The organism is Croceicoccus sp. (assembly GCF_983967925.1).
Window position 1 is genome coordinate 1 of the sequence record NZ_CFETID010000005.1, and the last position, 16689, is coordinate 16689.

The 16689-nt window shown below is 64.4% G+C and carries 18 protein-coding genes and 1 tRNA gene; 9 read left to right on the forward strand and 10 right to left on the reverse strand.

Going from position 1 to position 16689, the window contains the following annotated elements:
* Positions 1 to 124 precede the first annotated feature (124 nt).
* The gene (locus AC4FIJ_RS04315) at positions 125 to 409 is read right to left on the reverse strand and encodes a hypothetical protein (RefSeq protein ID WP_490335491.1); all 285 of its coding nucleotides are present in this window, start codon (positions 407 to 409) and stop codon (positions 125 to 127) included.
* Positions 410 to 546: 137 nt separating this feature from the next.
* Positions 547 to 702, reverse strand: coding sequence for a hypothetical protein (locus AC4FIJ_RS04320; RefSeq protein ID WP_490335492.1), 156 nt, complete (start codon positions 700 to 702; stop codon positions 547 to 549).
* A gap of 308 nt (positions 703 to 1010) precedes the next feature.
* On the opposite strand from AC4FIJ_RS04320, the gene AC4FIJ_RS04325 reads away from it, so the two are divergent.
* Positions 1011 to 1532 carry a helix-turn-helix domain-containing protein gene (locus AC4FIJ_RS04325; protein ID WP_490335493.1) on the forward strand — a complete coding sequence of 174 codons (522 nt, stop codon included), beginning with the start codon at positions 1011 to 1013 and terminating at the stop codon, positions 1530 to 1532.
* Here the strand turns inward: AC4FIJ_RS04325 and AC4FIJ_RS04330 are convergent, their stop codons facing one another.
* The 4 genes from AC4FIJ_RS04330 to efp all read right to left on the reverse strand — a co-directional run bounded on the left by AC4FIJ_RS04330 (position 1533) and on the right by efp (position 5126).
* Positions 1533 to 3323, reverse strand: coding sequence for an SLC13 family permease (locus AC4FIJ_RS04330; protein ID WP_490335494.1), 1791 nt, complete (start codon positions 3321 to 3323; stop codon positions 1533 to 1535). It abuts the gene before it with no gap.
* A gap of 77 nt (positions 3324 to 3400) precedes the next feature.
* A tRNA-Leu gene (locus tag AC4FIJ_RS04335) sits at positions 3401 to 3484 on the reverse strand.
* Positions 3485 to 3560: 76 nt separating this feature from the next.
* Complete coding sequence (locus tag AC4FIJ_RS04340; protein ID WP_490335495.1) at positions 3561 to 4382, reverse strand: inositol monophosphatase family protein; 822 nt, start codon at positions 4380 to 4382, stop codon at positions 3561 to 3563.
* A gap of 180 nt (positions 4383 to 4562) precedes the next feature.
* Positions 4563 to 5126 (reverse strand): elongation factor P, encoded by a 564-nt coding sequence (gene efp, locus AC4FIJ_RS04345; protein ID WP_185883589.1) that lies wholly within the window; start codon positions 5124 to 5126, stop codon positions 4563 to 4565.
* A 130-nt stretch (positions 5127 to 5256) separates the two neighbouring features.
* On the opposite strand from efp, the gene AC4FIJ_RS04350 reads away from it, so the two are divergent.
* From AC4FIJ_RS04350 to AC4FIJ_RS04380, 7 genes are all read left to right on the forward strand, one after another.
* Positions 5257 to 5808, forward strand: coding sequence for an adenine phosphoribosyltransferase (locus tag AC4FIJ_RS04350; RefSeq protein WP_490335496.1), 552 nt, complete (start codon positions 5257 to 5259; stop codon positions 5806 to 5808).
* Between the two features lie 82 nt (positions 5809 to 5890).
* The gene (locus AC4FIJ_RS04355) at positions 5891 to 7342 is read left to right on the forward strand and encodes a cytochrome ubiquinol oxidase subunit I (RefSeq protein WP_490335497.1); all 1452 of its coding nucleotides are present in this window, start codon (positions 5891 to 5893) and stop codon (positions 7340 to 7342) included.
* A complete protein-coding gene (cydB, locus tag AC4FIJ_RS04360) occupies positions 7342 to 8349 on the forward strand; it encodes a cytochrome d ubiquinol oxidase subunit II (RefSeq protein WP_490335498.1) in 1008 nt (335 codons plus the stop codon). The genes AC4FIJ_RS04355 and cydB overlap by 1 nt, the downstream gene beginning before the upstream one ends.
* Positions 8346 to 8489, forward strand: coding sequence for a DUF2474 domain-containing protein (locus AC4FIJ_RS04365; protein ID WP_490335499.1), 144 nt, complete (start codon positions 8346 to 8348; stop codon positions 8487 to 8489). Before cydB ends, AC4FIJ_RS04365 begins: the two co-directional genes overlap by 4 nt.
* Positions 8490 to 8677: 188 nt before the next feature.
* The gene (locus AC4FIJ_RS04370; protein ID WP_490335500.1) at positions 8678 to 9196 is read left to right on the forward strand and encodes a c-type cytochrome; all 519 of its coding nucleotides are present in this window, start codon (positions 8678 to 8680) and stop codon (positions 9194 to 9196) included.
* A gap of 43 nt (positions 9197 to 9239) precedes the next feature.
* Positions 9240 to 9905 (forward strand): cytochrome b/b6 domain-containing protein, encoded by a 666-nt coding sequence (locus AC4FIJ_RS04375; RefSeq protein WP_490335501.1) that lies wholly within the window; start codon positions 9240 to 9242, stop codon positions 9903 to 9905.
* 204 nt (positions 9906 to 10109) lie between these two features.
* Positions 10110 to 10319 carry a hypothetical protein gene (locus AC4FIJ_RS04380; protein ID WP_490335502.1) on the forward strand — a complete coding sequence of 70 codons (210 nt, stop codon included), beginning with the start codon at positions 10110 to 10112 and terminating at the stop codon, positions 10317 to 10319.
* 78 nt (positions 10320 to 10397) lie between these two features.
* On the opposite strand, the gene aqpZ is transcribed toward AC4FIJ_RS04380, so the two are convergent.
* From aqpZ to AC4FIJ_RS04395, 3 genes are all read right to left on the reverse strand, one after another.
* Positions 10398 to 11117 carry an aquaporin Z gene (gene aqpZ / locus AC4FIJ_RS04385; RefSeq protein ID WP_490335503.1) on the reverse strand — a complete coding sequence of 240 codons (720 nt, stop codon included), beginning with the start codon at positions 11115 to 11117 and terminating at the stop codon, positions 10398 to 10400.
* A 226-nt stretch (positions 11118 to 11343) separates the two neighbouring features.
* Positions 11344 to 13140 (reverse strand): IlvD/Edd family dehydratase, encoded by a 1797-nt coding sequence (locus AC4FIJ_RS04390; RefSeq protein ID WP_490335504.1) that lies wholly within the window; start codon positions 13138 to 13140, stop codon positions 11344 to 11346.
* A 17-nt stretch (positions 13141 to 13157) separates the two neighbouring features.
* Entirely contained in the window at positions 13158 to 14318 is a 1161-nt protein-coding gene (locus tag AC4FIJ_RS04395; protein WP_490335505.1) for an aldose epimerase family protein, read from the reverse strand.
* Positions 14319 to 14457: 139 nt separating this feature from the next.
* On the opposite strand from AC4FIJ_RS04395, the gene AC4FIJ_RS04400 reads away from it, so the two are divergent.
* Positions 14458 to 15786 carry a sugar MFS transporter gene (locus AC4FIJ_RS04400; RefSeq protein WP_490335506.1) on the forward strand — a complete coding sequence of 443 codons (1329 nt, stop codon included), beginning with the start codon at positions 14458 to 14460 and terminating at the stop codon, positions 15784 to 15786.
* A gap of 119 nt (positions 15787 to 15905) precedes the next feature.
* Here the strand turns inward: AC4FIJ_RS04400 and AC4FIJ_RS04405 are convergent, their stop codons facing one another.
* Complete coding sequence (locus tag AC4FIJ_RS04405; protein ID WP_490335507.1) at positions 15906 to 16661, reverse strand: FadR/GntR family transcriptional regulator; 756 nt, start codon at positions 16659 to 16661, stop codon at positions 15906 to 15908.
* Positions 16662 to 16689: the final 28 nt, after the last annotated feature.

Below are 16689 nucleotides of genomic sequence, written 5' to 3' on the forward strand. Positions count from 1 at the left end.
TTATGCCACTCCCGCCAACCCTTCGTAGCCAACCCCGTGAATAAGACGGGCTAGATCGCTGGGGCCATGAAAAAGGCGCAGGCCGGTCGGTGAACCCCTTGGCCTGCGCCGCTTTTCAGCGCTGTCAGTTGGCGATCTTCTCCGCGGCCTGATCGGCGGCGTTGCCGATCGATTCCGCCGCATTGCCGACGCTGCCGGCGGCATCGGCCACGGCATTGTCCTTGGCGATTTCGGCGTTCTGGCCCTGCATCAGGACGAAGCCGCCCACCAGCAGCGCGATGACCAGCACCACCAGCAGCATGACGCCGAACCCGCCCGAACGGCGCGGTTCCGCATCGCGGATGACTTCGGTACGGACATGCGTATTGCCTTCGGGCGTATCCACCCGCGTAATGCGTTCTTCTGTCATGCGAATTTCCCCTTCGCTATCGATGGACGGGGAAACGCCGGATGGGGCATGCGGTTCCGGAGCCGGTTCCGGGCGGGGTATTCCGCCCATCCGGTCTGCAAAGAAAAACGGCGGAGATTTCTCTCCGCCGTGTTTCGTCAATTGTTCATCAGGGAATCGATGGTACGTCGAAATCCGCGAGAAACGTCGTCTGCGGGTTGCCTCAACGCATCCAGCCAGGCAGCGATGTCGCCCAGTCCTTCATTGTCGTTGAGTGCATTCTGTTCGTGCATCTGCGCATACATTTGCTTCATGCTCGCCCTCATATCATACCGAGCCATTGGTCATGAAACTTGCAGATTTGACAGGCTTGTCAATAGAACAGCGGCTTCGTCATGAAATTGAAACGAATGACCGAAGCTGTGGCGGAAAAGCGACTTATTATTACTTTTGATTGCAGAAGGGGCTTGCGGTGATGCAAGATCGCGCAAGCAATTTTTTTTGGGCCGATGTCCCCGGACGGCTGACAGAGGACGATACGGAAGAATTGCGCGCTGCGTTGGCGATTCTATCGGGTCTCTCCGGCGGTGAGGCAGGTGGTTTCGATTGGCCTGACGATGTGGTGTCCATCAGCGCTGGGCTCGACGATTTCCAAAGCGAGATCGGGCGATATGTTGCATCCGGCAAGCGCGTAGTCGTGCTGGCCGGAAGAGCGCATGCCGCGCGCCGGCAGGCCGCGCTGGCGGCGGGCGCGGATGAATTTCTGTCTACGGGGCCCATCGAACCGACCGAACTGGCGGCGAGACTGCGGTGGCTGAACACCGGGTCTTCGCTGCCGCCGTCGATCCGGCTGGACGGGACCGTGCTGACGCTGGACGGCACGGACCATGCGCTGACCGAACGCGAGGCGCAGATCATGGCGCTGCTGATCGCGGCGAAAGGGCGGTTCGTGCCGCATGAAGACCTGCTGGCGCTGTGGGGCCGCCATGCGCATGACGCGCAATATGTGCGGGTCGCGATACGGGCGCTGCGCCGCCGGATCGAGCCCGAGCGCGACATGCCGCGCTATCTGCTGAGCGAACCGGCCATCGGTTACCGGCTGGGGCCGGGCCACGCGCCCGGCTGGCCGCCCGTCACCCCCTGATCACATGTAGAACATCACCAGCAGGATCGACAGCGTGGTCGCCATCAGCATGACGAGCGGCACGCCGGTGCGGATATAGTCGCGGAACTGATAGCCGCCCTCCTCCATGATCAGCATGTTGGTCTGATAGGCGATGGGCGTCGCGTAGCACAGGTTGCAGCCGAACAGCACGGCCAGGATCAAAGGTTCGGCAGGCAGGTTCAGCGTCTGCGCGATGTTGAACGCGATCGGCGTGCCCACCGTGGCCGCCGCCGCATTGGACGCGAAATTGGTCAGCAGCGTCACGAACAGCATGATCGCGGCCAGCACCGCGGCGGGCGGCAGGAATTGCAGCCCCGCCGACATGACGAGGCCCAGCCATTCCGCCGCCCCGCTTTCGAGGATCAGCCGACCGATCGCGATGCTGGCCGCGACCAGCACGATGACATTGGCCGACAGCGCCCTGCCCACCCGGTCGAACTTGACGCAGCCGGTGACGAACATGGCGATGGCCCCGCCCAGCGCGGCGATGGCGATGGGCCACAGGCCGAAGCTGGCGGTGGCGACCGAACCGACCATGATCGCGCCTGCCAGCACCGCCTTGGACCGGCGCGGCACTTCCTTCGCGCCTTCGAGCAGGAGCAGCCGGTCGGTCTCGGCGAATTCCTCGATCTCGGCGATCGGCCCCATGACGAGCAGCACGTCGCCGGCCTTCAGCTGAAGCTCGGAATATTCGTGGCGGCCCTTATCGGGTCCGCGCTGCTGCTGATGGATGCCGAGGACTGCGACGCCGAACTGGCCCGCGACGCCCGAGGACGGAATCGTCAGCCCGACGAGGCGTGATTCGGCGGTGATCGCCATTTCCACCACCACCACGTCGGCCTGCTGCGAATGGGCGGCGGCGTTCAGGCGCTCGATCACCCAGGCGGGCGCGACGCGGGCCTTGAAGGTGCGCATCGCCTCTTCCAGCGCGCGGTGCGATCCGCTGACGGGCAGTCGCGAATTGGCGGTGATCTGGCGGTCGAGCGGGCCTTCGAAGCGGAAATTGTCGGGCAGCTGCTCTTCGAGGTCGCGCGGGGTCAGGCCGATCAGTTCGGAATTGTCGTCGACCCGCAAGGTGGCGGCAAAGGCGCGGTGCTGGCGCAGATTCGCGGTGCCGTGATCGGGCAGCAGGCGCGGCATCACCAGCCACAGATAAGGCAGCGCCACCAGCGCGGCGATGGCGACGATGGGCGTGAAATCGAACACGCGCATGTGCTCCATGCCCAGATCCTCGGCGATGGAGACGACCAGCAGGTTGGTCGAGGTGCCGATGGTCGTCGCCATGCCGCCGATCAGCACCGCGGCATTGAGCGGGATCAGCGTTTTCGATGCCGCCATCGCGCCGCGTTCGGCCAGCGCCACGAAGATCGGCAGCAGCAGCACCAGCACCGGCGTGTCGTTCACCATCATCGACAGCAGCATCGCCATCAGCAGCGAGACCAGCATGCCGAGCTGCGTGTTGATCTTCCACACGCTGTCGAGGAAACGCGTCGCCGGTTCGAGCGCGCCGGTCACGACCAGCCCGCGGCCCATGATCATCAGCGCGCAGATGGTGATCAGCGCGGGATGGCCAAAGCCCGAGAATGCCAGCATCAGCCCGTCGGTGGGGTGCAGCGGATCAAGCGGGAAGAAGAACAGGCCCAGCGCAATGAGCGCGATGGTCGCAAGGCTTACGATCTCGGTCGCGATGCGGCCGCGCGCGAAGGCGATGAACATCCCCACGGTCAGCACCATGGCGCCCAGCGCGTGATATGTTGGAAAACCGGGCATTAATCAGCCCGATAACAGCCGTTTGACCGCCGCGCCAGCAAGATTGCTGCCCGATGAACGCGAATTTTTGCGGGAAGTGGTGCCCCTGGCCCGACTCGAACGGGCACGTCTTGCGACAAACGATTTTGAGTCGTTCGCGTCTACCATTCCGCCACAGGGGCACGTTTCGCGAATGCAAAGCGCGGTGGAGCAGGCCCTTTAGTAACAGAAGGACCTGCCATCAAGCAGGATAAAAGATCAATCCGCTTTCAATGCGCCCACCAGCAGCTTGTGCAGCCGCGAATGGAGCGTGTCGTTGCCGGCAAGGATCGTCTGGTCGCAGATCGGCAGCGAACGGCCCCGCCAGTCGGAGACGAAACCGCCCGCCTCGCGGATCAGCAGGCAGCCTGCCGCGCTGTCCCATGGCTTGAGGCCCGCTTCCCAGAAACCTTCGTACCGGCCCGCCGCGACCCATGCGAGGTCGAGCGAGGCCGCGCCGAAGCGGCGGATGCCCGCGACGCGCGGACCGATGGCGCTGGCGATCTTCATCCATTCGGGGAAATTGCCGTGGCCGCCGAACGGAATGCCCGTGGCGATCAGCGATTCGGACAGGTCGCGCCGGGCCGAAACGCGCAGGCGCGCATCGTGCAGCCATGCGCCGCGGCTCTTTTCCGCCCAGAAGCTTTCGTCGGTAATCGGCTGATAGACAAGCGCCGCGGTCACCTCGCCCCAGCCAGACCCGTCGAGCTTGGGTTCCTGCACCGCGATCGAAATCGCGAAATGCGGCATGCCGTGGAGGAAGTTGGTCGTGCCGTCGAGCGGATCGATCACGAAGCGCGGCTTGGTCTCGTCGCCCTTGATCTCGCCCGCTTCCTCAAGGAGGAAGCCCCAGTCGGGGCGCGCGGCGCGCAGTTCGTCCCACAGGATGCGCTCTGCCGCCTGGTCGGCCTTGGACACGAAATCGGCAGGCCCCTTGCGGCTGACCTGCAGATGCTCGACCTCGCCGAAATCGCGGCGCAAGCGCGAACCGGCCTTGCGGGCGGCGCGCTCTAGCACGCGAATGATACCGGAAACTGCCATATCGATTACTCTGGTTGGTAAGGTCTAAGGTGCCGGATTTGGGCCTAGGCCGGAGCGAAAATGGTGTCCGCCGAGAACCGGCGCCCCCGTAAACTGCTTTGGGCGTACTGCAAGTATGTGAGCACCGGAAGCGCAAGGCGGATGGCTTTCGCAGCCCGGCATGGGGCGAAAGCCGGTGCCTTAGCCGGCTTTGCCGACGTAGGTGCGCTCATACACATCGACCACGATGCGCGTGCCGCTTTCGATGTGGGGCGGGACCATCACGCGCACGCCGTTTTCAAGCACGGCGGGCTTGTAGCTGGAGGACGCGGTCTGACCCTTCACCACGGCGTCGGCCTCGACGATGGTGGCCTCGATCTGTTCGGGAAGCTGGACCGAGATGGGCTTTTCCTCCCACAGTTCCAGCGTGACCTGCATGCCGTCCTCAAGGAAGGCGGCCGCATCGCCGAGGAGGTCGGCGGGCAGGTTGATCTGCTCGTAGGTCTCGGTGTCCATGAACACCAGCATGTCGCCCTCGGCATAGAGGAACTGGAAGTCCTTGGTGTCGAGGCGGACGCGCTCGATCGTGTCGGCGCTGCGGAAGCGGACATTGGTCTTGCGGCCGTCCTGCAGGTTCTTCATCTCGACCTGCATGTACGCGCCGCCCTTGCCGGGCTGGGTGTGCTGGATCTTGGCGACCTTCCAGATGCCGCCTTCATATTCCAGGATATTGCCGGGACGGATGTCCACGCCGCTGATCTTCATATGCCGATTACCTGCCGATAGGGGGCGCTGGCGGCGCAAGGGCCGCAGGCGTCCGATTCCATGGATGAGAAAGAATTGAGCGCGCCCTTAGCGTCTGGCGAGAGGCGGCACAAGCCGCTAGGCTTTCGCGATGATTACGCAAGAAACGCCCAATGCCGATCTGGCAGAGTTGATCCGCACGATTCCCGACCACCCGAAGCCGGGGATCGTGTTTCGCGATATTTCCACCCTGATGCTGGACGGCGGCGCGTTCGCATCGACCATCGACCGGCTGGCTGAAGCGCTTGAGGGCGATCCTCCGGAGCTGATCGCCGGGACCGAGGCGCGGGGTTTCATCTTCGCCTCCGCCCTCGCCTATCGACTCGGCTGCGGGGTGCTGATGCTAAGGAAGCGGGGCAAGCTGCCCGGGCCGCGCGTTTCGGTCGAATATGCGCTGGAATACGGCACCGACATGCTGGAAATGCACGACGATGCCTGCGGACCCGGCGCGACGATCGTGCTGGTCGACGATCTGATCGCGACGGGAGGCACCGCGCTGGCGGCGGTGGAACTGCTGGAAGGGCGCGGATCGCATGTCCGCCAAGCGCTGTTCGTGATCGACCTGCCCGATCTGGGCGGCGCGCAGCGGCTGCGCGATGCGGGAGTGGAGGTCCATTCCCTGATTACCTTCGACGGCGACTGACGGGCTTCCAAAGCGCGGCATGCAAGCGCAGTTGCGCAGAATGAGGTTCAAGTGCCCGCGATAAAGGTCTAGGAGCGCGGTCATGTTCGAGGGACTCGACGCTCTGTTTCTGGCCCGTGCGCAATTCGCGTTCACGGTCAGCTTTCACTTCATCTTCCCATCGTTCTCGATCGGGCTGGCCAGCTATCTGGCGGTGCTTGAGGGAATGTGGCTGTGGACGGGGCGGGAGCGCTATCTCGACCTGTTCCGGTACTGGCTGAAGATCTTTGCCGTCGCCTTCGCCATGGGCGTCGTGTCGGGCATCGTGATGAGCTATCAGTTCGGCACCAACTGGTCGGTGTTCTCGGACAAGGCGGGGCCGGTCATCGGGCCGCTGATGGCTTACGAAGTGCTGACCGCCTTCTTCCTCGAAGCCGGGTTCTTGGGCGTCATGCTGTTCGGGATGGAGCGCGTGGGGCGCAAGCTGCATTTCGCCGCCACGCTGATGGTGGCGCTGGGCACATTCATCAGCGCGTTCTGGATCCTGTCGGTCAACAGCTGGATGCACACGCCCACCGGCTATGTCATCGGTGCGAACGGGCAGTTCCTGCCGGGCGACAGCTGGCTCGACATCATCTTCAACCCCAGCTTTCCCTATCGCCTCGTCCACACCGGGATCGCGGCCTATCTGACGACCGCGCTGGTCGTGGGCGGCGTCGGCGGGTGGCACCTGCTGCGCGATCATACGAACAAGCAGGCGCGCACCATGTTCTCGATGGCGATGGGCATGATCGTGGTGGTCGCGCCGATCCAGATATTCGCGGGCGACATGCACGGGCTGAACACGCTGGAGCATCAGCCCGCCAAGGTGATGGCGATGGAAGGCCATTTCGAAAGCCATCCCGACGGCGCGCCGCTGATCCTGTTCGGCATTCCCGACAGCGAGGATGAGACTGTGCGCTATGCGGTCGAAATTCCGAAAATGTCCTCGCTGATCCTGAAGCACGATCCGGATGCGCCGCTGGCGGGTCTGGACACGGTGCCGAGGGACGAACGCCCGCCGGTCGAGGTGATCTTCTGGACATTCCGCATCATGGTGGGGCTTGGCTTTGCGATGCTGGGGCTTGGGCTGTGGAGCCTGTTCGCGCGCGTCCGGGGCAAGCTCTACGACTGGCCGTGGCTGCACCGCGCGGCAATTCTGATGGGGCCGTCGGGCTTTGTCGCGGTGATCGCGGGCTGGTTCACCACCGAAGTCGGGCGGCAGCCCTATACTGTCTATGGCCTGCTGCGGACCGAGGATTCGGCAAGCCCGCTGGCGGCCCCCGCGCTGGGCGCATCGCTGACCGCCTTTGTGCTGGTCTATTTCGCGGTGTTCGGCGTGGGCGTGTGGTATATCCTGCGCCTGATGTCCTCGATGCCGCACAGCCATGAATCGGCGATGCAGCGCGGCGACGATGGCCCGATCCGCACGGCCGGCGTCACGCCCGGGCTTGGGCAGGACGACCTGCCGGCCGAGACCCGCGATACCCCGCCCATGGAAGAGGAAGGCGACTGATGGCCGTTTCCGTCGATCTGACCGTCATCTGGGCCTTCATCATCGCCTTTGCCATCTTTGCCTATGTGGTGATGGACGGGTTCGACCTTGGCATCGGCATATTGTTTCCCTCGATCGAGGCGGGGGTCGAGCGGGACCGAGCGATGAACGCCATCGCGCCGGTGTGGGACGGGAACGAGACCTGGCTGGTGCTGGGCGGCGGCGGATTGTTCGCGGCCTTTCCGCTGGCCTATGCGATCCTGCTGCCCGCCACCTATCCGCTGATCATCGCGATGCTGCTGGGGCTGGTGTTCCGGGGCGTGGCGTTCGAATATCGCTGGCGCGACCCGCGGCACCGCGCGTTCTGGGACTGGGCGTTCTGCGGTGGATCGCTGGTGGCGGCGCTGTCGCAGGGCATGGTGCTGGGCGCGATGCTGCAGGGCGTGACCATCGCGGACCGCGCCTATGCGGGCAGCTGGTTCGACTGGCTGACGCCCTATACGCTGCTGACGGGTGCGGGCACGGTCGCGGGCTATGCGCTGCTGGGCGCGTGCTGGCTGGTGTGGAAGACCAGCGGCAAGTGCCAGCTGCACGCCTATCGCATGGCGCGATACGCCTGCGCGATCACCGTGGTGCTGATGGGTGCGGTTTCGCTGTATAATATCGTGCTGCGCCCCGAATACGAGGAGCGCTGGCTGTCCGCGCCCGAGATCTATTACGCGTGGCCCATTCCGATCGCGACGGCGATCATCGCGATCTGGCTGTGGCGATCTTTGTGGAAGGGGCGCGAAGTGCTGCCGTTCTGGCTGGGCATCGCGCTGTTCGTGCTGGGCATGGTGGGGCTTGGCGCGACGATCTGGCCCAATGTGGTGCCCCCTGACCTTACCATCTGGGACGCCGCCGCGCCCGAACGCAGCCAGATATTCATGCTGGTGGGTGTCGCGATCACCATGCCGTTCATCTTGGCCTATACGTTCTGGGCCTATTGGGTGTTTCGCGGCAAGGTCGGCGACGAGGGGTATCATTGACGCGGCAGCACACCCCGCCCGGCGCGAAAGCCGAAGCGCGGCCGCTGTGGAAGCGGCTGGCCTGGATGGCGGGGATCTGGGCGGCCAGCGTCGCGGTGCTGGGCGCGGTCGGCTGGCTGATCAGGCTGTGGATCGCCTGACCGCCAGCCTCGCTTTGAGACAAGGCGGACTGGACGCGAAAGCGTTTTGGCACATTGTCGCTGAGAATATCGTGGCCGCGTAAAGCGGTATTGCGAATTCATTGGCAAGTCGCAACAATCGTGCAAAGCTGCTCATGCAGATTTGTTGACCGAACATGCGCCATCTTTGCCAGACAGGAGAACCGCCCATGGCCCTCACCCGCATTTCCGCCACATCTTTTGCCGCGCTTGCCATGACCTTGTCGCTGGCGGCCTGCGGCGAAACGGCGGATGACACGGCAGTGGCCGATACCGAAACGGAGATGGCCGCAGCGCCCGCCGACATGGATATCCTGAAGGTTCGCCACGATAATTTCGAGGGGATCGGCGATGCTTTCAAGGTGATCCGGGGCGAGCTTGAGAAGGGTTCTCCCGATTTCGATGCGATCCAGGCGAATGCGCGAATCATCGCTGACAATGCGGTGCTGATCCCCGAACATTTCCCCGAGTGCACCGGCCCCGCCGATGGCGCCGATACCGAGGCGCTGGACACGATCTGGGAAAAGCCGGAGGAGTTTTCCGCTGCGACCGAACGCATGCTGGGCGCAAGCCGCACCATGCTGGCCGCTGCCGACAGCCGCGATGCCGCCACCGTGCAGGCCGCGGTCAAGGAGCTGGGCGGCGCCTGCAAGAACTGTCACGACCAGTTCCGCGAAAAGGAAGACTGATCGGGCGCGGAACGCAAAGCCCGTTCGTGATTTGAGCGCGTAAATGCCCGAAAAACCTGTGAAACTCTGGGACCTGCCCGTTCGCATCTGCCACTGGGCATTCGTCCTGCTGATCCCCGCATTGTGGTGGACGGCAGAGAATAACGAGATGGGCTGGCACATGCGGCTGGGCCTGTCGCTGCTGGTGCTGGTGGTATTCCGCGTGCTGTGGGGCTTCTTCGGAAGCTCCACCGCGCGTTTCGGCTCTTTCGTGAAGGGGCCTCGGGCCGTGGCCGCCTATCTTCGGTCGCTGCGCGGCCGCCACGAACCGGCCGCGGGGCATAATGCGGCCGGAGGATGGAGCGTGCTGGCGCTGCTGAGCGCGATGCTGCTGCAGATCGCGATGGGGCTGTTTGCCGGCGATCCCTGTGACGGGGCGACCGGCCCGCTGAACGAACTGGTCGGGGTGATGACCGCCGACTGGTTGACCGACTGGCATCACAATTTCTTCTGGGTCCTCGTCGCCCTGATCGCGGTGCATATCGCCGCGATCATCTTCTATCTTGCGGTGATGCGCGAGAATCTGGTCGGCGCGATGATCACCGGACACCGCCCCTTGCCCGCCGGCAAGACAGGCATGGAGCCCGTACCCGTGTGGCGCGCAATCCTGTGCCTTGCCGCGTCGATGGCCTTTGGCGGCTGGATCTGGGTCGGCGCGCCGCCTTTCTGACATCGGGTCAAAACCGTGAGTGTGGCATTTTGTGCACTGCAACAAAGTAATCGGCAACGGGGGCTATGAATTGGCCCCTTTTTTTGTCACAATCCTGTTCGATGGTCGCAATCGACTGGCTTCGAATTTCAGGGGGGCTTGTCGGAACTACGCTGCGATGCGTGAAAATGGCCGGATTTTGGGCCAAGAGAACCGGAGAAGCCGATGAAGAAGATCATGCTTACTGCCGCTGCTGCATCCCTGCTGGCCGCGGGCCCCGTCATGGCAGCCGAGGATACGCGCGCGAGTGCACCTGCGAAGCAGGCCAGCCAGCTTGAGGCTTCGCCGATCCTGGCGGTTGCTGCTCTGGCCGGTTTCGTGCTTGCCATCGTGCTGGTCGCCGACGAAGACGACGACGAGCCGATCAGCGTCTGATTTTTTCAAACCGAACAAAGAAAGGGGCCCGGCGCGCGATGCATCGGGCCCCTTTCCGTTGGGGTAGCAAAGAGCGCTTTATGCGCCCTCGCCCCCGACCCCTGCCAGCGGTTCGCCCGGCATCAGCACATAGCGCCAGATCAGCGCGCCCAGCGCTCCGCCTACAAGTGGGGCGACCCAGAACAGCCAGAGCTGCGGAATCGCGGCCGTTTCGGCGAACAGCGCCACGCCGGTGGACCGCGCGGGATTGACCGAAGTATTGGTCACCGGGATCGAGACGAGGTGGATCAGCGTCAGCGCGAGCCCGATGCCGATCGGCGCGAAACCGCCCGGCACCGCCGCGCTGGTCGATCCCAGGATCACGATCAGGAAGCCCGCGGTCAGCACGATCTCGATCAGCAGCGCCGCCATCATCGAATAGCCGCCCGGCGACAGCAGGCCATAGCCATTGGTGGCAAAGCCGCCCGGCTCCCACCCCGCCTGCCCCGATGCGATGGCGAACAATACGGCCGCGGCGACGATGGCGCCCACCACCTGCGCGATCCAGTAGGGCACCAGATCCTTCCACGCGAAGCGCCGCGCCACGGCCAGCCCCAGCGACACCGCCGGGTTGAAATGCCCGCCCGAAATGCCGCCGACCGCATAGGCCATCGTCAGCACGGTCAGCCCGAATGCCAGCGACACGCCCGCAAAGCCGATGCCAAGTTCGGGAAATCCCGCCGCCAACACCGCCGCACCGCATCCACCGAATACCAGCCAGAACGTGCCGAAAAACTCGGCCGCCAGATTTCGCATCATCGCCTGTCACTCCCTCCAATCGCCCAAACAATGCCGATGAAGTTGGTGACATGATCGAGGTGGCAGGCAATCGGGGTAAACCCGCTGAATGAACGGTCACGCCCCCGTTTCGGAGGCGATCATTCCGCGCGCACTTGCATGTCTCTCGGGGTTTCGAAGCCGATACGAAAACCGCGGGCGGTGCCATATGCACCCCCCGCGGCCTTGTTTCACCGATAGAAGGGGATCAATGGTTGTCGCGCGGCAGTCCCTTGGTCTGGGCGATGCGCTGGTATTTCTCCGCGCCTTCGAGGATCGCGCCGGTGTTCATCTGGCCGACCACGCCGCGCTGCATTTCCTGCCACGGCGTCTGCGAGGCGGGATAGGGATAGCCGCCCTTGGCTTCCAGATCGGCGCGGCGCTGGGCCAGTTCCTCGTCGGGGATCAGCACGTTGACGGTGCCCTTGCGCAGGTCGATCCGCACGCGGTCGCCCGTCTTGAGCAGCGCCAGACCGCCCATCGCCGCCGCTTCTGGGCTGGCGTTGAGGATCGAAGGGCTTCCCGATGTGCCCGACTGGCGTCCGTCGCCGATGCAGGGCAGCGCCGAGACGCCTTCGGTAATCAGATAGCTGGGCGGGCGCATATTCACGACCTCTGCCGCGCCGGGATAGCCGATGGGGCCTGCGCCGCGCATGAACATCAGCGTCTGCGGCGTAATGTTCAGCGCCGGGTCGTCGATGCGCTCGTGATAATCCTCCGGACCGTCGAACACGACGGCGGGGCCTTCGAACGCCTCGGGGTCGTCGGGGTTCGAGAGATAGCGCTGGCGGAACTCGTCCGAGATCACGCTGGTCTTCATGATCGCGGCGTCGAACAGATTGCCCGACAGCACGATGAAGCCCGCGTCCTTCAGCAGCGGCTGATCGAAGCGCTTGATCACGCGCTCGTCCTCGATCGTGGCGTCGCGGCAATTGTCGCCCATGGTCTTGCCGTTGACGGTCATTGCGCCCTCGCGGATCAGGCCCTGCCCGATCAGCTGCGCGACCACGGCGGGGACGCCGCCGGCGCGGTAATATTCCTCGCCCAGATATTCGCCCGCGGGCTGCAGATTGACCAGCAGCGGGACGTGGTGGCCCAGCGTCTCCCATTCCTTCAGCTCAAGCTCGACCCCCATGTGGCGCGCGATGGCGGCAAGGTGGATCGGCGCATTGGTCGAACCGCCGATGGCCGAGTTGGTGACGATGGCATTGTGGAACGCGTCCTTCGTCATGATGTCCGACGGCTTGAGGTCTTCGTGCACCATCTCGACCACGCGCTTGCCGGTGAGATAGGCGCACTCCTGCCGGTCGCGATAGGGCGCGGGGATCGCGGCGGAACCGGGCAGCATCATGCCCAGCGCCTCGGCCAGCGAGTTCATCGTGGTCGCGGTGCCCATGGTGTTACAATAGCCCGTTGACGGGGCCGACGATGCGACCAGCTTGATGAAGCCCTCGTCGTCGATCTGGCCCGCGGCCAGCATCTGGCGCGCCTTCCACACGATGGTGCCCGAACCGGTCCGCTCACCCTTGTGCCAGCCGTTCAGCATGGGGCCGACCGACAGGGCGATGGCCGGGATGTTCACCGTGGCCGCCGCCATCAGCATGGCGGGCGTCGTCTTGTCGCAGCCGGTGGTCAGCACGACGCCGTCGAGCGGATAGCCGTACAGCGCCTCGACCAGACCCAGATAGGACAGGTTGCGGTCGAGCGCGGCGGTGGGCCGCTTGCCGGTTTCCTGGATCGGGTGGACCGGAAATTCCAGCGCGATGCCGCCCGCTTCGCGGATGCCTTCGCGCACGCGCTCCGCGAGCACCAGATGGTGGCGGTTGCAGGGCGACAGATCGCTGCCCGATTGCGCGATGCCGATGATCGGCTTGCCCGAGCGCAGTTCCTCGAGGCTGAGGCCGAAGTTCAGATAACGCTCAAGATAGAGCGCGGTCATGTCGATATTGTCGGGATTGTCGAACCAGGCGCGCGAGCGCAGTTTCGGCTTCTGGGTGTCGGTCATGATAGCGGTTACTCGGTTCAGCGGTCGACGGACACGCGATAGATCATGACATGCCGGTAGGGCTTGCCCGGATCGACGCGCGGAGAAACGAATTCGGGTTGGTTGGGGGCGTTGGGGAATTTCTGCGGTTCAAGCGCGATGCCGTCGCCCATGCGATAGACGTGGCTGTTCTTGCCGATATAGGTCCCGTCGAGGAAATTGCCGGTGTAAAGCTGCAGCCCCGGTTCGGTCGTCAGCACTTCCAGCACGCGGCCCGAGGCGGGATCCTCCAGACGGGCGGCCATTTCCGGCTCGGCCGTCACGCCCTTGTCCAGCGCGAAATTATGGTCGAAGCCGCGGCCGACGACGATCTGCGGATTGGTCCCGTCGCGCAGCCCGTCATGCAGCGGCTTGCCTGCGCGGAAATCGAACACCGACCCTTCGACGGGGCGCAATTCGCCGGTGGGGATCAGATTCTCGTTCACCGGGGTGTAATGGCTGGCGGGAATGGTCAGCACATTGCCCATCGCGCCCTCGGGTGCGCCCTCGCCCGCCATGTTGAACAGCGCGTGATTGGTCATGTTGATGATCGTTGGCTTGTTGGTCGTCGCGTCAAATTCGATGCGCAGCGAACCCGCGTCGTCGAGGAAATAGGTCACCGCCGCATTGACCGCTCCGGGATAGCCGTTCTCGCCGTCGGGGCTCTGCAGCGTCAGGCGCACGCTGGCGTTCGGGCCGGATTCCACCGATTCGACGGTCCAGTTGCGCACGTCCCACGCGCTGCCGCCGCCATGCAGCGAATTCGCGCCGTCGTTCTGGGTCAGCTGATAGGTCTTGCCGTCGAGCGTGAAGGCGCCGCCGTCGATGCGATTGGCATAGCGCCCGATGGTCGCGCCCCAATAGTTGGGTGCCTTTTCATAATCGGACACCTCGCCATAGCTGACGGCGATGTCCGCGACATTGCCGTCGCGGTCGGGGACCATGAATTCATGCAGCGTCGCGCCCAGGGTCAGGATGGAAACGGATACGCCGTTCTCGCCGGTCAGCGTGATTTCGGTCACTTCGGTGCCGTCGGCCAGCGTGCCGGCGGATTGCTGCGTCGCCTCTGCGGCCAGCGCGGGGGCGGCGCCCACCGACAGCGAGGCAAACGACAGGGCGGCAAATGCCGCGCCAGTCATGATATTCCAGCGATTCCTCATTCCCAATTCGCTCCCGTCTATGCATGGAGTTGTCGTGCCCCATTGACGGGACCCTTTCCTCGCATATAGTCCGACAAATCAAGAAAGCGCAAGCCGCTTCATAGGCAATGCAGGCCGCGCTGCGTCAGAGAGGAAACCGATGCCTTCAACCCCCTCGTCCCCCGGCGTGTCCAGTGATGGGCGCGCGTTGGCGCCCGACGGCACCGTCGTGAAATACGGCCCGGCGCTGACGCTGCTGGCCAGCCTGTTCTTCATGTGGGGCTTTATCACCGTCATCAACAACACGCTGCTGCCGCATCTGCGCAGCGTGTTCGACCTCAACTATACCGAGACGACGCTGATCGAATCGGTGTGGTTCATCGCCTATTTCGTGGCATCGATTCCCTCGGCCAAGCTGATCGAGCGGATCGGGTACAAGAGCTCGCTGGTGGTCGGCCTGCTGGTCATGGCGGCCGGATCGCTGGGCATGATGCTGGCAGCCAGCCTGCCGTCCTATGGTGTGACGCTGACCATGCTGTTCGTGATCGCCTGCGGGATCACCCTGCTGCAGGTCGCGGCCAATCCCTATGTCGCCGTCGTCGGCAAGCCCGAGACCGCGTCATCGCGCCTCAACCTCGTGCAGGCGATGAATTCGGCGGGCACGATGCTGGCTCCGCTGTTCGGCGCCTATCTGATCCTTGGCCGGTCGCGCGGCGGCACGGCAGAGGCCGGAACCGTCCTGACCGAAGCCGAACGGCTGGCCGATGCGCAATCGGTGATCCTGCCCTATGGCCTTGTCGCTGCGGTGCTGATCGTGCTGGCCATCATCATCGCGCGTTTTCCGCTGCCTGCGATGGGTTCGGCCAATGCGCGCAGTTCCAAGGAAGAGCGCAAGAACCTGTCGCTGTGGAAGCACCGCAATCTGGTGTTCGGCGTGCCCGCGATCTTCATCTACCTGATCGCGGAAATCGGCGTCGCCAATCTGTTCGTCAACTTCGTCGCCCAGCCCGACATCGCCAATCTAACCTATGAGCAGGCCGGCCGCTACCTGACCTTCCTGTGGGCGGGCATGATGGTCGGACGCTTTGCCGGATCCGCGATCATGCAGCGATTCGATCCGGGCCATGTGCTGGCGGTGTTTTCGGTCGGCGCGTTCGTGGTGATGATGATCACCGTCTTTGCCAGCGGTCCTGTCGCGATGTGGTCGCTGATCCTGGTGGGGCTGTTCCACTCGATCATGTTCCCCACGATCTTCACTTTGGGCATCAAGGGTCTTGGCCCGCTGACCGAGGAAGGATCGGGCCTGCTGATCATGGCGATCGCGGGCGGCGCGCTGGTCGTGGTGCAGGGCTGGCTTGCCGACCGCTATGGCCTGCAGCTGTCGTTCCTGCTGACCGCGGTGTGCGAGCTTTACATCCTGTTCTACGCCTTGTGGGGCAGCAAGCCGACGCAGGCGCTGCCCGAGCCGAAGGTGCAGGCCGCGGCCTGATTCGCCATCGACCGGCATGAAATGGAAAGGGCGGCACTTGCGGGTGCCGCCCTTTTTCGTCTTTTCGTCCGGATGCAGCCTCTCGCCCGTCAGCCGCGGTCAGGCCGCGAGGATCGGGATCATTCCTCCATCGCGCTGCGCGTATCGTCCAGGGCGAGTTCGACCAGCACGTTCATCGCCGCCGCCGCCGCCTCGCCGTCGCCGGCTGCGATCGCGTCATAGACCAGCACGTGGTCCGGCATGGGATTGCGCGGCAGGGCGCGCGAACGCTGCTTGAACTGGGTCGTCCAGTTGACCGCGGCGCCGATGCTGGCGCTCAGCACCATCAGCGCGTCGTTGCGGGTCGCCTGCAGGATCGCATTGTGGAAATCGCGGTCCGCGGCGCGCCCGGCCTCAGTCGTCAGCGTATGGCGGCGCATGTCGGCCAGTGCGGCCTTCATGGTCTTGAGGTCGTCGCGATCGCGGCGCTGCGCGGCAAGGCGGGCCGCGGCCGGTTCGACGATGGCGCGCAGTTCGAACAGGCTGCGCACGAATTCGACATCGGGATCGCCGGTGAAGGCCCAGCCCAACACATCGGGATCGAGCAGGTTCCAGCGGTCGCGCGGCATGACGCGCGTACCCGCCTTGGGCCGGCTGGCGACCAGTCCCTTGGCCGTCAGCACCTGTATCGCCTCGCGATAGGCGCTGCGCGAAACCTTCAATTCCTCGGCAAAGGCGACCTCGCCGGAAAGAATGTCTCCCGGTTGGTACTTGCCTGACAAGATCTCCGTTCCCAGCTTGTGGGCGATCGCGCCGTGCAGGCGCCGTCCGGGGCCGCGCACATCCTTGGTTGCCTTCTTGTCGTCCGTTTCGGTCGAGATGCTATCGGTTTTCACAGTTTTTCGTCCCTCCAGCGGCGAACCT

Bases quoted from the DNA above. Each gene is read 5' to 3' on its own strand.
- AC4FIJ_RS04390 (WP_490335504.1), bottom strand. From the start codon at position 13,140: ATGACCGACACCCAGAAGCCGAAACTGCGCTCGCGCGCCTGGTTCGAC.
- AC4FIJ_RS04355 (WP_490335497.1), top strand. From the start codon at position 5,891: ATGTTCGAGGGACTCGACGCTCTGTTTCTGGCCCGTGCGCAATTCGCG.
- cydB (WP_490335498.1), top strand. From the start codon at position 7,342: ATGGCCGTTTCCGTCGATCTGACCGTCATCTGGGCCTTCATCATCGCC.
- AC4FIJ_RS04320 (WP_490335492.1), bottom strand. From the start codon at position 702: ATGAAGCAAATGTATGCGCAGATGCACGAACAGAATGCACTCAACGAC.
- AC4FIJ_RS04370 (WP_490335500.1), top strand. From the start codon at position 8,678: ATGGCCCTCACCCGCATTTCCGCCACATCTTTTGCCGCGCTTGCCATG.
- AC4FIJ_RS04375 (WP_490335501.1), top strand. From the start codon at position 9,240: ATGCCCGAAAAACCTGTGAAACTCTGGGACCTGCCCGTTCGCATCTGC.
- AC4FIJ_RS04315 (WP_490335491.1), bottom strand. From the start codon at position 409: ATGACAGAAGAACGCATTACGCGGGTGGATACGCCCGAAGGCAATACG.
- AC4FIJ_RS04395 (WP_490335505.1), bottom strand. From the start codon at position 14,318: ATGAGGAATCGCTGGAATATCATGACTGGCGCGGCATTTGCCGCCCTG.
- AC4FIJ_RS04350 (WP_490335496.1), top strand. From the start codon at position 5,257: ATGATTACGCAAGAAACGCCCAATGCCGATCTGGCAGAGTTGATCCGC.
- AC4FIJ_RS04380 (WP_490335502.1), top strand. From the start codon at position 10,110: ATGAAGAAGATCATGCTTACTGCCGCTGCTGCATCCCTGCTGGCCGCG.
- aqpZ (WP_490335503.1), bottom strand. From the start codon at position 11,117: ATGATGCGAAATCTGGCGGCCGAGTTTTTCGGCACGTTCTGGCTGGTA.
- AC4FIJ_RS04330 (WP_490335494.1), bottom strand. From the start codon at position 3,323: ATGCCCGGTTTTCCAACATATCACGCGCTGGGCGCCATGGTGCTGACC.
- efp (WP_185883589.1), bottom strand. From the start codon at position 5,126: ATGAAGATCAGCGGCGTGGACATCCGTCCCGGCAATATCCTGGAATAT.
- AC4FIJ_RS04340 (WP_490335495.1), bottom strand. From the start codon at position 4,382: ATGGCAGTTTCCGGTATCATTCGCGTGCTAGAGCGCGCCGCCCGCAAG.
- AC4FIJ_RS04400 (WP_490335506.1), top strand. From the start codon at position 14,458: ATGCCTTCAACCCCCTCGTCCCCCGGCGTGTCCAGTGATGGGCGCGCG.